General features: G+C 57.8%; 9 protein-coding genes. 5 read left to right on the top strand and 4 right to left on the bottom strand.

Annotated elements, in window-relative coordinates; genetic code table 11:
• The 3 genes from IB245_RS12395 to IB245_RS12385 all read left to right on the top strand — a co-directional run bounded on the left by IB245_RS12395 (nucleotide 1) and on the right by IB245_RS12385 (nucleotide 3,882).
• Nucleotides 1-654, top strand: coding sequence for an ABC transporter permease (locus IB245_RS12395; RefSeq protein WP_192227713.1), 654 nt, complete (start codon nucleotides 1-3; stop codon nucleotides 652-654).
• Entirely contained in the window at nucleotides 651-1,805 is a 1,155-nt protein-coding gene (locus IB245_RS12390) for a betaine/proline/choline family ABC transporter ATP-binding protein (RefSeq protein ID WP_008036261.1), read from the top strand. Before IB245_RS12395 ends, IB245_RS12390 begins: the two co-directional genes overlap by 4 nt.
• A gap of 913 nt (nucleotides 1,806-2,718) precedes the next feature.
• Complete coding sequence (locus IB245_RS12385; protein ID WP_008024420.1) at nucleotides 2,719-3,882, top strand: type III PLP-dependent enzyme; 1,164 nt, start codon at nucleotides 2,719-2,721, stop codon at nucleotides 3,880-3,882.
• A 50-nt stretch (nucleotides 3,883-3,932) separates the two neighbouring features.
• On the opposite strand, the gene IB245_RS12380 is transcribed toward IB245_RS12385, so the two are convergent.
• The 4 genes from IB245_RS12380 to IB245_RS12365 all read right to left on the bottom strand — a co-directional run bounded on the left by IB245_RS12380 (nucleotide 3,933) and on the right by IB245_RS12365 (nucleotide 8,847).
• On the bottom strand, nucleotides 3,933-4,832 hold the full coding sequence (locus tag IB245_RS12380; RefSeq protein WP_192227712.1) for a hypothetical protein: 900 nt from the start codon (nucleotides 4,830-4,832) through the stop codon (nucleotides 3,933-3,935).
• Nucleotides 4,833-4,948: 116 nt separating this feature from the next.
• The gene (locus IB245_RS12375; RefSeq protein WP_192227711.1) at nucleotides 4,949-7,207 is read right to left on the bottom strand and encodes an alpha-xenorhabdolysin family binary toxin subunit A; all 2,259 of its coding nucleotides are present in this window, start codon (nucleotides 7,205-7,207) and stop codon (nucleotides 4,949-4,951) included.
• A gap of 204 nt (nucleotides 7,208-7,411) precedes the next feature.
• Nucleotides 7,412-8,170, bottom strand: coding sequence for a tetratricopeptide repeat protein (locus tag IB245_RS12370; protein ID WP_192227710.1), 759 nt, complete (start codon nucleotides 8,168-8,170; stop codon nucleotides 7,412-7,414).
• Complete coding sequence (locus tag IB245_RS12365; protein ID WP_008036255.1) at nucleotides 8,167-8,847, bottom strand: Fe2+-dependent dioxygenase; 681 nt, start codon at nucleotides 8,845-8,847, stop codon at nucleotides 8,167-8,169. The genes IB245_RS12370 and IB245_RS12365 overlap by 4 nt, the downstream gene beginning before the upstream one ends.
• Before the next feature lie 205 nt (nucleotides 8,848-9,052).
• Here IB245_RS12365 and IB245_RS12360 point away from each other — a divergent pair, with 205 nt between their 5' ends.
• Nucleotides 9,053-11,311 (top strand): TonB-dependent receptor, encoded by a 2,259-nt coding sequence (locus IB245_RS12360; RefSeq protein ID WP_008036253.1) that lies wholly within the window; start codon nucleotides 9,053-9,055, stop codon nucleotides 11,309-11,311.
• Nucleotides 11,312-11,561: 250 nt separating this feature from the next.
• Nucleotides 11,562-14,087, top strand: a complete 2,526-nt coding sequence (locus IB245_RS12355) for a PepSY domain-containing protein (RefSeq protein ID WP_192227709.1) — start codon at nucleotides 11,562-11,564, stop codon at nucleotides 14,085-14,087.
• Nucleotides 14,088-14,206: the final 119 nt, after the last annotated feature.

The following is a 14,206-nucleotide window of genomic DNA, read 5'->3' as shown; positions in this document are numbered from 1 at the left end:
ATGGAATTTCTCAACGCCTTTTCCCATCTCGACTGGCCGCTGGTGCTGCACCTGACCTGGCAGCACATCACCTTGGTCGGCATCGCCGTGACCCTGGCGATTCTGGTCGGCGTGCCGCTGGGCATTCTGATGACACGTTTCCCGACGCTCGCCGGCCCCTTGCAAGCCAGCGCCACGGTGCTGCTGACCGTGCCGTCGATTGCACTGTTCGGTCTGCTGCTGCCGTTCTACTCCAAATTCGGCCAGGGCCTGGGGCCGATGCCGGCGATCACGGCAGTGTTTCTGTACTCGCTGCTGCCGATCATGCGTAACACCTACCTCGCCCTGACCAACGTCGAACCGGGCATTCGCGAAGCCGCACGCGGCATCGGCATGACCTTCGGCCAGCGCCTGCGCATGGTCGAACTGCCCATCGCCGTGCCGGTGATCCTCGCCGGCGTGCGCACCGCCGTGGTCATGAACATCGGTGTAATGACCATCGCCGCGACCATCGGCGCCGGTGGCCTCGGTGTCCTCATTCTCGCTTCCATCAGCCGCAGCGACATGTCGATGCTGATCGTCGGCGCCGTGCTGGTCAGCCTGCTGGCCATCTTCGCCGACCTGCTTCTGCAATGGCTGCAACGCACGCTGACTCCAAAAGGACTGCTCAAATGATCGAACTTCAAAACCTCAGCAAGACTTTCCAAAGCAACGGCAAAGATGTGAAAGCCGTGGACTCGGTCAGCCTGACCGTCAATGAAGGCGAAATCTGTGTGTTCCTCGGGCCATCGGGCTGCGGCAAAAGCACCACGCTGAAGATGATCAACCGCCTGATCAAGCCGACCTCGGGCAAGATCCTGATCAACGGCGAAGACACCACCGACCTCGACGAAGTGACCCTGCGTCGCAACATCGGTTACGTGATCCAGCAGATCGGTCTGTTCCCGAACATGACCATCGAGGAAAACATCACCATCGTTCCGCGCCTGCTGGGCTGGGACAAACAGAAGTGCCACGACCGCGCCCGCGAGTTGATGAGCATGATCAAGCTGGAGCCCAAGCAGTATTTGAATCGTTATCCGCGAGAATTGTCCGGTGGTCAGCAGCAACGGATCGGCGTGATTCGCGCACTGGCGGCGGATGCACCGTTGCTGTTGATGGATGAACCGTTCGGCGCGGTCGACCCTATCAACCGCGAGATGATCCAGAACGAGTTCTTCGAGATGCAACGGGCACTGAACAAGACCGTGATCATGGTCAGCCACGACATCGACGAAGCGATCAAGCTGGGCGACAAGATTGCAATCTTCCGCGCCGGCAAGCTGTTGCAGATCGATCACCCGGACACGCTGCTGGCGCACCCGGCGGACGACTTTGTCAGCAACTTCGTCGGCCAGGACAGCACGCTCAAGCGTCTGTTGCTGGTGAAGGCCGAAGACGCGGCGGACAACGCACCGTCCGTCAGCCCGGAGACGCCGGTGGCTGAAGCGCTGGAGCTGATGGATGAACATGACCGTCGTTATGTCGTGGTCACGGACGGTGAGAACAAGGCGCTCGGTTATGTACGACGTCGCGACCTGCACCGTCAGACCGGGGCTTGCGCGCAGTACCTGCGTGAGTTCAATGCCACGGCAGCGTACGACGAGCATTTGCGTATCCTGCTGTCGCGGATGTACGAGTTCAATCGTTCGTGGTTGCCGGTGATGGATGCCGAGCGGGTGTTTTTGGGGGAGGTGACGCAGGAGTCGATTGCGGCCTATCTGAGCTCAGGACGTTCACGAGGCATGAAAACCAATATCGTGTCGCCGGCCGAGGCAGTCGCCTGACAGCCTGAATCGCTGGGTAAAAATGCAAAACCTGTGGGAGCGAGCCTGCTCGCGATAGCGCATGGTCAGCCAACGACGATGTTGAATTTGAAATTGCCATCGCGAGCAGGCTCGCTCCCACAAAAACCGCACAGCCTGTGACCGGAAAAAAATATCAACACCTGCCTCGGCAAGCGGCCTCTAAAAAGGTCCGCCGAAACAGTCAAAAAATCGCTCAGCCGACCTTTTCGCAGCTATCGTCGCCGATGTTGACGCCATCGCAGTTATCTTTGAGTTGGCAGACATAAGCGTCGAACGTGCAGGTATTTTTAACACTTCAGATTTCCTCGGGAACATCGGCCTGTCATCTGTGTCGAGTACAAGGAGAGCTGGCGGCAACGTGCGTCAGACAAGTGCAAAAACGCGACATTTTTTGTTGATCTCAAGCCCCTCACGCCCTAAAGTTCGCGCCGAACGTCCATGCTGGAAACGATCCATCCGGCTCAAGTACTGACGACGAGACAGCAAGGCCAAGGGAAAGCACCGCTTCCCATGGCCTTTTTGCTTTCGGCGACATGCCTTGGGAAGTAGGCGAACCAAAGTGGGGATACGGAGGACGTTCAGGAGGGTGTGTCATCAATGAAATCACGAGTGCGCCGGAGCCTGCTTTTGCGCAGGGCAAGGCGCGAGGCCCGCGGTTTGGTTGTTCCAAATAAGGGACGAGCAACGCAGCCCTGCGCAAAAGCAGGCCCGGCCCTTCGGGTTGTGCCTGAGCGCGCGCCATGCTGCGTTGCAGGCCTTGCGAAGGGAATGACCATTAGCGGCGGCCTGCGCCTTGCCTGGCACGCGCTCAGGCGCAACGCACTCGCGATTTCATTGATGACACACCCTCGCACCCATTGATTAATCTAGTTTGCCAGTAGGAGTTCCCAGCATGTCGATCAACGTCGAAGACTATTTCGCGCGCGATACCTTTCAGAAAATGAAGGCTTTCGCCGACAAACAAGAAACCCCGTTCGTGGTTATCGACACCGCGATGATCAGCCAGGCCTATGACGACCTGCGCGCCGGTTTCGAATTCGCCAAGGTCTACTACGCCGTCAAGGCCAACCCGGCCGTCGAAATCATCGACCTGCTCAAAGAGAAAGGCTCGAACTTCGACATCGCCTCGATCTACGAGCTCGATAAAGTGATGAACCAGGGCGTCGGCCCGGATCGCATCAGCTACGGCAACACCATCAAGAAATCCAAGGACATCCGCTACTTCTACGAGAAGGGCGTGCGTCTGTATGCCACCGACTCCGAAGCCGACCTGCGCAACATCGCCAAGGCCGCACCGGGTTCGAAAGTCTACGTGCGCATCCTCACCGAAGGCTCGACCACTGCCGATTGGCCTTTGTCGCGCAAATTCGGCTGCCAGACCGACATGGCCATGGACCTGCTGATCCTTGCTCGCGACCTGGGCCTGGTGCCTTACGGCATCTCGTTCCACGTCGGCTCGCAACAGCGCGACATCAGCGTCTGGGACGCAGCGATCGCCAAGGTCAAAGTGATCTTCGAGCGCCTGAAAGAAGAAGACGGCATCCACCTGAAGCTGATCAACATGGGCGGTGGCTTCCCGGCCAACTACATCACCCGCACCAACAGCCTGGAAACCTACGCCGAAGAAATCATCCGTTTCCTCAAGGAAGACTTCGGTGACGATCTGCCGGAAATCATCCTGGAACCAGGCCGTTCGTTGATCGCAAACGCCGGCATCCTGGTCAGTGAAGTGGTGTTGGTTGCACGCAAATCCCGCACCGCCGTCGAGCGTTGGGTGTACACGGATGTGGGCAAGTTCTCCGGCCTGATCGAAACCATGGACGAAGCCATCAAGTTCCCGATCTGGACCGAAAAGAAAGGCGAAGTGGAAGAAGTGGTTATCGCCGGCCCGACCTGCGACAGCGCCGACATCATGTACGAAAACTACAAGTACGGTTTGCCGCTGAACCTGGCGATCGGTGATCGTTTGTACTGGCTGTCGACCGGTGCGTACACCACCAGCTACAGCGCCGTCGAGTTCAATGGCTTCCCGCCGCTGAAGTCGTTCTACGTGTAATACCGCTTGCTGTAACAACAGAAGGTCCATGACATGTCATGGACCTTTTTTTATGCCCGGGACCAGTACCGCATTTGTTCAGCCATCGACTTGACCTCTCTCAGCACATGCTCGACCTGCGCCAGAGCGCAGTTCAATTGCGAGAGTTTAATAGTCGACCTGACGTTACGTAATTCAAGCTCCGCTACCGTCAGAAAGTGCTGCATTGCATAGAGGAAGTCGCTCAGATTGTGAATCGCCGAGCAGGCCTCTGTCTTGATCGCGAATAGTTCACGCAGATGCTCGTTCGCCCGCGCCTGACGCGCCTGTGCAGAATCGCCTGGACTGGCAGCGCCACTCAGCCCGGGCAGGCCTGATCCGCCATCCACGTACCAGGCTTCAAGTCGGGAATAGCGCGAGTGGCACTCACAGGATTTCAACGTCAACGACCGGAAAAACCGCTCGAACACGTTCTGGATATCATTGTGCAATTCCTGCGGCACAGCCTTGAAGTCCAACAGTGCAGACTTGGTACGACCCAGGCGCAGAGAAAGCTCGAAAGCCAGGCCGTCGACATCACTGGGAGGAAACCAGATCCACCACTGCGATCGGGACAGGCTGAATAATTTGTAGTTCACGGAGCTGATACTGAAAGAGCGGCCTTGCTTGTGCGACAGTTTGGCCAGTATTCGGCACTCCACGGTAAACACCCAGATGTGGTGCAAGCTCTCGTCACACACCTTACCCAGCGCCGAAATATCAGCCTCAAGCCTTTCCAGATAACCGGTGCTGAATGAAGCCAGCACTTTAAGACGCTCAGCGTCAGGCCCTGGCGTCGGCACATGTCCCTGACGCTGCAAGTTGTCTGAATGGCTTTTCAGTTGATCCAGCGTGGCGGGAAGTGCGCGGAGGAAATCGAAGTATTTTTTCAACGCAACGAAATGCGTCTTCGCAAGCAAAAATTCATACATGGCAAATAACCTGATGACACTGACGAAGGCCAGCGTGGGAAACCGTCGCTGATCAATATCCGGCAGGGGTAGCGATGCTCGATGAAAGCCACCCCTGCCATCAGTGAATGCTGGCGTTACGGCAGTGAAACCGGCGTCAGAAAGCCAATGAACTGGTTCGCTTCTTTTATGGCCCTGGCACTGCGCGTCGCGACATCACCCGCCGTGTTGCCCTCCATGACCGTCAGGAATTGATTGAATGCAGCAACAGCCGGCTTGTACTCGCCCACATAACGCTGACGTTGGTCCTCCAGCGCATGAATCAAATGGATAAACTCGATCTTGCCCACCGACTGATCGATATCCCGGTCTTTGAGCGCAATCTTTCGACCAAGCTCATTGACCTTGTCCTGCAGTTTGTTGCTTTCATGGATCATGTTGACGAACGTGATGCCTGCATTGATATCGTCCATAGCTTTCTTCAGCTCATCGATCACAAACATCACGATCTGAGCTTGCGGCGGCGCCATGCCCAGCTCTTTGAGCTTATCGATGGTCAAGGCAATGTCTTTGCCAATTTTCTCGATACCGGCTTTTTCGATTGCGCTGATTGCCTCGGACAAAACCTTGAGCTCACGTTGAAGCTTGACCTGAGTCTCGCCCAACGCTTGTTTGGACTCCCTGGCGTCGAGTTGGTCCTTTTCCAGACCCGCGATGTAGCCCAATGTGGTACGTCTGTCATACCCGTCGCTGATGTTGGCCAGGCGAATACTCACTTTGCTCGCCTCGCTGCGCGTGATGGCGAGCATTTTTTTCAATGCCGCAATGAGATCCTCTTCAATCTCGTCGAACTCCTCGGAACCCTCAACGGCACCGGTCAGTTCCTTTTCAAGCGCCACTAACTTACGAACCTTGGACTCCAGGTCCATCTTGCTGTTGAGGCTCGATTCACGCAGATCCCGGGCTGCGGCACCGACATCGCCGAGCAACCTTTGAAAGCGATCGAATACACCCGGCAAGTAATTGAGCCGGATAAAAAGGGCTTCGGCCGCGACAGCATCGTCACGCATCGCGTGATGGCTGTCCTTCAGAACCTGAAGATTGGGTTCCGGATAGTTCTGTTTGATGGAAAAAGTTGTCATTTTGGGTACCGCCCTTCCTTGGTCCTGGTTGTATTCCTGATCCGCTTCCTTGAACACTTCGATCAAGAGGTCCGCATCATTGTGGATTTGCACCCAAGGGCCGACGACCTCTCGGAATGACGACATGAAGCGCCTCAAACTCAGCGCATCGGTGATGCCCAACATGGCGTTCGACGACTCATCGACGTACCGATGCATGACATTCCAGACGTGTATGAGATTCTGCGTGGCCAGATCAGCATCAATGGCGATGACGGTCAGGTTTTGCAGATCCTGTTCGACACGCTTTAACGAACCGAGGGTCTGGTTCATGTTTCTCAGGACTTCAATGTCTTTGTCCTGCGCCGCGTTCAGTTCCTTGCGTTTGGCTCGTACCGCCTCCGCTTCGACACCGTAGTAAACAGCCATTCCCAAGCCGAAAATATTCAACCCGGCTGCCGAGCCCAGCGCCTTGTCGACCAACGCCTGGTATTGGGTATTCTTTTCCAGAATCTCTTCGGCACGACGGGCGATGACTTCATCGAGTTTCTTGACTTCCGCTGGATAGGAATTGGTTTGAATCAATGCCACTCGCAACTTGATACCTGGAAGCACTTTTTCACGCAGGTCATAACCAAACTTGTCCAGATCGGTTTTTATACCCCGGACACTCACCAGATTGGATGCAACCCTGTCGAATATTTTACCCAGGTAAAACCTCATGTCCGGAACCGTATCCGCATCAAGTTCTATACCGGGAAACTTATCGCCCAGTTCAAGTTGCAACTTTTTCAGTTGCTCCAGTGTTTTGACATTATATTGTTCAAGCAATGGACCGGACTTCAGATCGAGGTAGACCTCTTCCATGTCTTCGCCGTAGCGCTGCATGCTTGCGCCAAACAGCTTCAGTTCGGTCCCGGTGATCATGATGCGTTCGCGTAGCGGTGACCAGCGCCTGGCGTGATCACGAGTCTCGGCAAACGTCTTCAGGAAGTCGGCGGCCCTGAGTCCGTCACCGCCATCCTGGCCCGCACCGAAGCGCAGATAGTCGGTGACATCCTTCAATGTATAAGGAAGGGCCAAGCCTGCAGCTTCGTACCTGCGCAGATCAATGATCTGTTTTTTGGTCAGTAACAAACCGGCTTCACGCGTCACATTGTCCGCCTCCGCGTTGGACGCATCGGACAGGATCTTTGGAACTTCGGTTGCAAACTCGGTTATTTTCTCGTAGTTCGCTCCCTGTAAAGAGTGCTCCCACAACGTATCATTGCTCATAACTACTCCATTAACTATAGGCATGAATATCTTTAAATAACTTAAAGCAGATCGTAACGGCGCGCTGTCAAATCCAATTTAACTGCGCCGAACAAAAGACTAATCCACTTATAAAAGTGCTGTCAAAGAAACCCTGAGGGGCATATATAAGAAAAGAATACAAACCTGCAAAACAACCCACTTAATGTTTATATGAAGCGTCTTTCAGGCTCGACCGAACAGTGTTTGTTCGTGATGGGCATACTCCTCAGCCAAACACTTGAGCGCAGGGTCGGACGCTTCACGCAAGCGTTGGACACTGACCCGCAGGAACCGCTGATTGCCGTTGACCATCGCCTGGCGCAACCAGGCCATTCCTTCGTCAAGCCTGCCCTGCTCCACCAAAACCGCGCCATGACTGAACTGCCCACGAAAATCCCCGGCATCGGCCGAGCGTCGATACCACTCGCGTGCGCCTTGCAGATCCGCAGGACAAATCCGTCCTTCCTCCAGGTAACGCCCAAGCAGGTTCATCGACTTCGCATGGCCCAGCTCCGCAGCGCGGCGATAGAGGTTCAGCGCTTGTAGCTGATCCTCGATCACCCCGCGTCCGGTCGCCAGCAGGTTGGCGTAGTTGTACATCGCCCAATCCAGTCCGGCTTCAGCGCCGACGCGATAATGCTGCGCTGCAACCGAAGCATCTGCCGCACAACCCCAGCCATGTTCATGACAGCGACCGAGCATGTTGCGCGCCATCAGGTGCCCGCGCTGAGCGGCTATCTCGAACCAACGCAGCGCCAGCGGTTGATCCAGCGCGATGCCCTGTCCGTCCAGCAGAATCTGGCCGAGCAAGGCTTGCGCGTCGAGCACGCCTTCGCGGGCAGCGATCAGGATCGCCTGAGCAGCACGCGCAGGACTTTCCTCAAGCATGACTTTGAGGTGATCGCCGTCGAGCACTTCCTCGCGGCGCAGTTGAAAACTCATACCTCGACCCAGCGACGCAACAGGTTGTGATACGTGCCGGTCAGGCGGATCAGTGAAGGGTGGTCGGGCATGTCCTGCGTCAGTTGCTGGATCGCACCGTCCATCTCGAACAGCAAGGCGCGCTGGCTGTCTTCGCGGACCAGGCTTTGGGTCCAGAAGAATGAGGCGAACCGTGTACCACGGGTGACGGCATTGACCTTGTGCAGGCTGGTGCCGGGGTACAAGACCATGTCGCCGGCCGGCAACTTCACGCGCTGGGTGCCGTAGGTGTCCTGGATTTCCAGTTCGCCGCCGTCGTAGTCCTCCGGCTCACTGAAGAACAGGGTCGACGACAAATCCGTGCGCACACGCTCGATGCTGCCTTTGGGCTGGCGCACGGCGTTGTCGATATGAAAATCGAAACTGCCGCCCGCTGTGTAACAGTTCAGCAACGGAGGAAAGACCTTGTGCGGTAACGCCGCTGACATGAACTGCGGATTTTTCCACAACCGTTCCAGCATCGCCGCGCCGACTTCCTTGGCCAGTGGATGACCTTCCGGCAGTTGCAGGTTGTGTTTGGCCTTGGCCGACTGGTAGCCGGCGGTGATCTTGCCGTCGGCCCAATCCGCCTGTTCCAGAGCCTCGCGGATGCGCTGCACTTCTTCTTTAGTGAACAAGCCGGGAATGTGCAGCAGCATGAGGACCACCTGAAGACAAAGGGGCGTCAATGGTATTGATTCTTATTGACGCTGTAAAACCCCCATGACGAATGAAACAGCAAAAACCGTAAGGGTAAATTGTAAAGAATGTAAATTCAGTGCGAATAGAAACGTTTCGCAATTGATACATAGACGCGTCTACCCTATATTCCGCGGCCTCAAATCCTTGGGGAGGGGAATTCACATGTCACGCCAACAACCACAATTACCTGTCAATTCACCGCGTTTGCTCGCTTCTGCGATTGGCGTGGCAATCACCGCCGGCTCTGCGGGGCATATGGTTTTCGCGGCCGAAAAGACCGAAAAAGCGCCGAACAATGCGATTTCCCTGGACGCCACTGCCATCACCGGCGAAACACAGGACGATACCTCCTACAAGACCGATACCTCGGCCAACAAGAAATACACCGCACCGCTGCGTGAAACGCCGAAAAGTGTCACCGTGATTCCGCAGCAGGTGATCCGCGACACAGGCGCTACCAGCCTGGTCGACGCCTTGCGCACGACACCCGGCATCACCTTCGGTGCTGGCGAAGGCGGTAACCCGGCGGGCGACCGTCCGATCATTCGTGGCTTCAGCGCTGAAAGCGATACGTTCGTCGACGGCATGCGCGACCCGGCGTCCCAAAGCCGCGAAATCTTCAACGTTGAATCGATCGAAGTCAGCAAAGGCCCGGGGTCGGCCTACACCGGCGCCGGCTCCACCGGTGGCAGCCTGAACCTGGTGAGCAAGACCGCCAAACTGGGCAGTTTCTACAATGGCGGCTTCACCTGGGGCTCGGATCAGACCAAGCGCACCACACTCGACCTGAACCAGCAGATGACCGACACCTCGGCCTTCCGCCTGAACCTGATGAAACACGAAGCCAATGTCGCCGGCCGTGACACCGTGGACGTCAGCCGCTGGGGTGTCGCGCCGACGTTCGCCTTCGGCCTGGGCACCGATACCCGCATGACCCTCGGTTACTACCACGTTGAAACCGACGACATGCCGGACTACGGCATTCCGCTGACCCTGAACCCGGCCCGCAGCAAGTACAACGTCGACAAACCAGTGCATGTCGACCGCGACAACTTCTACGGCGTCACCAGCCGCGACTTCCGCGAGACCACCAATGACAGCGGCACCTTCAAGATCGAGCACGATCTGAATGAAGACCTGACCGTGTCCAACAGCTTCCGCATGTCCCGTTCGACGCTGGACTACATCGTCACCAACCCGGACGACAGCAAGGGCAACGTCGCCAAGGGCAGTGTGTACCGTGGCGCCAAGAGCCGTAATTCGACGTCCAGCGGCTGGATCAACCAGACCGACCTGAGCGCCAAGTTCGACACTGGCACCATCGCACACAGCCTGGTCACCGGTATTGAGTTCTCTTATCAAGACACCCACAACCGCCCTTACATCCTGACTTCGGCCGCCAGCGGCACGACGTGCAACACTGCACTCTTCCGCTCCGGCGACTGCACCAGCCTGTACAACCCGACGCCTGGGGATACCTGGAACGGCAAGATCACCGACAGCGCCGCGTTCACCGACACCGACACCAAAACCGCCGCGGCCTACGTGTTCGACACGCTGAAGTTCAACGATCAATGGTCCCTGAACCTGGGCCTGCGTTATGACAACTACCAAGTCGAATCCAGCGGCCACGCCAACGCTAGCAGCACAGCGCCGGCGAACGACTTCTCCCGCGAGAACACCAGCGACCTGGTCAACTACCAGATCGGCGTGGTCTACAACCCGTTGCCTAACGGCAGCATCTACGCGGCCTACTCCACCTCCAGCAACCCGTCCGGTGAAACCAGCGGCAACGGTGGCCTGGATCTGGCGGCGAACAACACCGATCTGGACCCGGAAAAGAACCGCAACTACGAGATCGGCACCAAGTGGGACTTCTTCGGTGACGACCTGTCGCTGACCGCTGCACTGTTCCGCACCGAGAAAACCAACGCACGTATGAACGATCCGGATGGTGCCACCTCGCAAGTGCTGGACGGCGAGCAAACCGTCAACGGCCTCGAGCTGACGTACACCGGTAAGCTGACCCGCAACTGGAGAGTCTTCGGCGGCTACACCTACATGGAAAGCGAAGTGGTCAAAACCACCCTCGCCGCCGATGAAGGCAACCACATGCCGAGCACCCCGCGGAACAACTTCACCCTGTGGTCGACTTACGACGTAGTGCCGGACAAGCTTACCGTGGGTGCGGGTGCCACTTTTGTTGACTCGCAGTTCGGCAACATCGCCAACTCGGTGGAGATCCCGTCCTACTGGCGTTACGACGCGATGGCCAGCTACCGCCTGACCAAAAACGTCGATCTGCAACTCAACGTGCAGAACCTGACCGACAAGCGTTACTTCGACCAGATACTGCAGACCCACTACGCCCACGTAGCGGCCGGCCGTACCGCCCTGCTGAGCGCCAACTTCCACTTTTGACCACACCACAACCCTGTAGGAGCAAAGCTTGCTCGCGAAGACGTCGGCATAGACAGCATTTATGTTGCCTGACACACCGTCATCGCCAGCAAGCTGTGCTCCTACAGGTGTGCAGATGAAGGCTGGAATCAGGGAAAGGCCCCGTTCACGCAATTGAACGGGGCTTTTGTGCGTAAAAAAGAATGCTTCTCGACAGCCCACGGCATAATGCGCGCCGTGATGACAATTTCGAACGAACAAGGCGAGTGACGTGTTGAAGAAAACCCTGTTCCAGTTGCACTGGTTTTTCGGTATCAGTGCCGGGCTGGTCCTGGCCCTCATGGGCATCACCGGGGCGATAGTGTCGTTTGAGGATGAAATCCTGCGCGCACTCAACCCGTCGGTGTTGCAGGTCGAGAAACAGGTCGCCGGCGTGCTGCCGCCCGCTGAGCTGGTGGAAAAAATCGAGGGTGCATCGGGCAAGAAAGTCGCGATGCTCTGGGTCGACACCGACAGCGGTAACGCCGCACGGGTGAACTTCACCCCGCCACCGGGTGAGCGTCGCGGGGAGATGCGCTACTTCGACCCGTACACCGCCGAGTTCATGGGCGACGCCACCGGCCAGGGTTTCTTCGACCTGATGCTGAAACTGCACCGCTTCCTCGCCATGGGCGATACCGGTCGGCAGATCACCGGCGCGTGCACGCTGATTCTGCTGTTCTTCTGCCTGTCCGGCCTGTACCTGCGCTGGCCGCGTCAATGGAAAAGCTGGCGCGCCTGGCTGACCCTCGACTGGAAGAAAACAGGCCGCAGCTTCAACTGGGATTTGCACTCGGTGGCCGGCACCTGGTGCCTGGTGTTTTATCTGTTGGCAGCGCTGACCGGGTTGTCCTGGTCCTATGAGTGGTACAACAAGGGCCTGACCCGATTGCTGTCCGATGCGCCGCAGAATGAACGCGTTCGCAATCGTGGCCCGGCACCGGAAGGCCCGGCACCGACGGCCGATTACGCGTCGATGTGGAGCAGCATTTACAGCGCTGCCGGCCCGGCATTGAGTGCCTACAACATTCGTATGCCGCCTGTGGCCGGGCAACCCGCGACGGTGTTCTACCTGTTGACCACCTCGCCTCACGACCGCGCGCTGAACCAGATCACCCTTGATCCGGCCACCGGCGTCGTCAAACGCCATGACCGCTACAGCGACAAAAGCTTCAAGGCGCAACTGCTGACGAGCATCTACGCGCTGCACGTCGGCAGTTACTTCGGGATTGTCGGGCGGATCGTCCTGACGCTCAGCGCGCTGACCATGCCACTGTTTTTTGTCACGGGCTGGTTGCTGTACCTCGATCGCCGACGCAAGAAAAAGCAGATCAAGGACGCCCGCAAAGGTCTCGAACAACCAAACAGCGATGCTCCGGCGTGGCTGATCGGCTTCGCCAGCCAAAGCGGGTTTGCCGAACAACTAGCGTGGCAGACCGCCGGCCAACTGCAGGCAGCAGGCCTGCCGGTAAAGGTTCAGCCACTGGCCAGCGTCAGCGAGCATGACCTGCGTCATTCCAGCAACGCGCTGTTCGTCGTCAGCACCTTCGGCGACGGCGAAGCGCCGGACAGCGCCCGTGGTTTCGAACGCAAAGTGCTGGGCCGGGCATTGAGCCTGGGGAGCCTGAATTATGCGGTGCTTGGATTGGGTGACCGGCAGTATCAACACTTCTGCGGTTTCGCCCGACGCTTGCATGCCTGGCTCGGCGAGCACGGCGGCAAGCATTTGTTCGCGCCGGTGGAAGTCGACTGCGGCGACCCTTACGCCTTGCGTCACTGGCAGCAGCAACTTGGTCTGCTGACCGGACAAGCCCCCGTGGACACCTGGCAAGCGCCAAGCTACGACAACTGGACGCTGAGCCGCCGCGACGTGATGAACCCGGACAGCAGCGGCTCGCCGGTGTACCTGCTGGGCCTCAGCGCGCCGACCACCAGCAGTTGGCTGGCCGGTGATCTGGTGGAAGTGTTGCCGCGTAACTGCCCATGGGCCATCGAGCACTTCCTCGATGGCCTCGGGATCGACGGTCGCGCCTCGGTGATGCTCGATGGCCTGTCGCAAGCGCTGGAACAAGCACTCGCGACTCGACAATTGCCCGAGAACCGTACGCACCTTGTCGGCTTGCACGCGCAAGCACTGGTGGATGCTTTGGTGCCGCTGGCCATGCGCGAATACTCCATCGCCTCGATTGCCGCCGACGGTGTGCTGGAACTGATCGTGCGCCAGGAACTGCACCCCGACGGCAGCCTGGGTATCGGCTCCGGATGGCTGACCGAACACGCGCCGGTGGGCAGCACCATCAGCCTGCGGGTGCGCCGCAACAGCGGTTTCCATCTGCCGGTCGAACCGCTGCCGATGATCCTGCTGGGCAACGGCACCGGCCTGGCCGGGCTGCGCAGTTTGCTCAAGGCGCGGATCGCCGATGGGCAGCAACGTCACTGGCTGTTGTTTGGCGAACGAAATCGCGAGCACGACTACCTGTGCCGCGACGAACTTGAAGACTGGTTGATTTCAGGGGATATCGAGCGTCTGGACCTGGCGTTTTCGCGAGATCAGGCCGAGAAGATCTACGTGCAGGATCGCCTGCGTGAATCCGCCGGTTTACTCAAGCAATGGCTGGATGACGGTGCCGTCATTTACATCTGCGGCAGCTTGCAGGGAATGGCTTCGGGGGTGGATCAGGTGCTCAACGAAGTGCTCGGGGCTGAAGAGGTTGAGCGCTTGATCGAGCAAGGCCGCTACCGCCGCGACGTCTACTGACCCTACACGATTCAATGTGGGAGCGGGCTTGCTCGCGAAGACTGACTAACATTCAACATCTGTGTTGCCTGTTATACCGCTTTCGCGAGCAAGCCCGCTCCCACATTGATCTAGGCCGG

The organism is Pseudomonas sp. PDM02 (genome assembly GCF_014852285.1).
In the GTDB taxonomy this organism is placed as follows: Bacteria; Pseudomonadota; Gammaproteobacteria; order Pseudomonadales; family Pseudomonadaceae; genus Aquipseudomonas; species Aquipseudomonas migulae.
The sequence above is the reverse complement of the archived record's forward strand: the minus strand, read 5'-3'. Positions and strand labels throughout refer to the sequence as shown.

Coding starts and splice junctions, on each gene's coding strand:
- IB245_RS12395 (WP_192227713.1), top strand. CDS start 1: ATGGAATTTCTCAACGCCTTTTCCCATCTCGACTGGCCGCTGGTGCTG.
- IB245_RS12390 (WP_008036261.1), top strand. CDS start 651: ATGATCGAACTTCAAAACCTCAGCAAGACTTTCCAAAGCAACGGCAAA.
- IB245_RS12385 (WP_008024420.1), top strand. CDS start 2,719: ATGTCGATCAACGTCGAAGACTATTTCGCGCGCGATACCTTTCAGAAA.
- IB245_RS12380 (WP_192227712.1), bottom strand. CDS start 4,832: ATGTATGAATTTTTGCTTGCGAAGACGCATTTCGTTGCGTTGAAAAAA.
- IB245_RS12375 (WP_192227711.1), bottom strand. CDS start 7,207: ATGAGCAATGATACGTTGTGGGAGCACTCTTTACAGGGAGCGAACTAC.
- IB245_RS12370 (WP_192227710.1), bottom strand. CDS start 8,170: ATGAGTTTTCAACTGCGCCGCGAGGAAGTGCTCGACGGCGATCACCTC.
- IB245_RS12365 (WP_008036255.1), bottom strand. CDS start 8,847: ATGCTGCTGCACATTCCCGGCTTGTTCACTAAAGAAGAAGTGCAGCGC.
- IB245_RS12360 (WP_008036253.1), top strand. CDS start 9,053: ATGTCACGCCAACAACCACAATTACCTGTCAATTCACCGCGTTTGCTC.